3 protein-coding genes are annotated in these 777 nt (G+C 51.6%); all 3 read right to left on the reverse strand.

The features are described 5' to 3' along the window. On the reverse strand, positions 1–281 hold a 281-nt coding region (locus JUF11_RS13120; RefSeq protein ID WP_204119943.1), incomplete at its 3' end, for a hypothetical protein. Next, the gene (locus JUF11_RS13125; protein ID WP_204119944.1) at positions 268–486 is read right to left on the reverse strand and encodes a hypothetical protein; all 219 of its coding nucleotides are present in this window, start codon (positions 484–486) and stop codon (positions 268–270) included. The genes JUF11_RS13120 and JUF11_RS13125, both read right to left, overlap by 14 nt. Further along, positions 470–706, reverse strand: coding sequence for a hypothetical protein (locus tag JUF11_RS13130; protein ID WP_204119945.1), 237 nt, complete (start codon positions 704–706; stop codon positions 470–472). The genes JUF11_RS13125 and JUF11_RS13130 overlap by 17 nt, the downstream gene beginning before the upstream one ends. Positions 707–777: the final 71 nt, after the last annotated feature.

Below are 777 nucleotides of genomic sequence, written 5' to 3' on the forward strand. Positions count from 1 at the left end.
TTACAGTAGGAATTGCCTAGCTGTTCGTCTTGCATCGCGTCATCGGCCAGCCCAGCGATTAGCTCACGGCCGGTCATAATCTGGTAGCGGTCACCATCTAGGTCTGTGTGAATGTCGTAGTCTTCCTCCAGGTGGCAGTACGCCTGCTGCAACCTGCGCTCCCACGCCAGCAGATTTGTCCCGACAATGCGGTCAACATTCCGATTGATGTTGCCCGTCAGCCGCAGACCCTCTGCCTCCATGTCGCTTAGAACCGTGCTCACCGTTTCAGTCTTCGTCATGCTCGGCCACCTCCATCAGCACCTTGACCAGATCCATCGCCTGAAAATAGTCCAGCGTGAAACGTGACTCGTTGTATCTGCCATGAGTGTAATCTTGGCGAATGGCAACGGTGGTTTCATCACCATCAATGCTGAACGTGATTTGTTTCGACAACCACTTGTCGTTCACGCCGCCGCGCTTGGTGAACCTAATATTCTCTCTCATCTCGAACCTCCGCGTCTTCAAAATGAACCTGATCAAGATAAGCTTTATGCAGTTGGCCGTTGTATTCGACCACCGCAACAGGCTCCATGACTTGACCAGCAGAATGACCACCGATTAATGGACTTTCACCCACAACCTTTGCGACCTGAAACACGCCATAAAACTCGGCTGGGATTTCCTTGTCTCCGCTGACTACATAGCACTTTCGAGTAATGTTCATTTCTCCTCCTCCCATTTCCAACCGTTGCCCCGTATAACGGGACCGGCTTTCTTAATTTCCTTAACCAGTCG

Source organism: Lacticaseibacillus suilingensis, assembly GCF_016861845.1.
GTDB classification, from domain to species: domain Bacteria; phylum Bacillota; class Bacilli; order Lactobacillales; family Lactobacillaceae; genus Lacticaseibacillus; species Lacticaseibacillus suilingensis.

What these genes read in the sequence shown, in the direction of transcription:
- JUF11_RS13125 (WP_204119944.1), bottom strand. Translation starts at nt 486, where the DNA reads ATGAGAGAGAATATTAGGTTCACCAAGCGCGGCGGCGTGAACGACAAG.
- JUF11_RS13130 (WP_204119945.1), bottom strand. Translation starts at nt 706, where the DNA reads ATGAACATTACTCGAAAGTGCTATGTAGTCAGCGGAGACAAGGAAATC.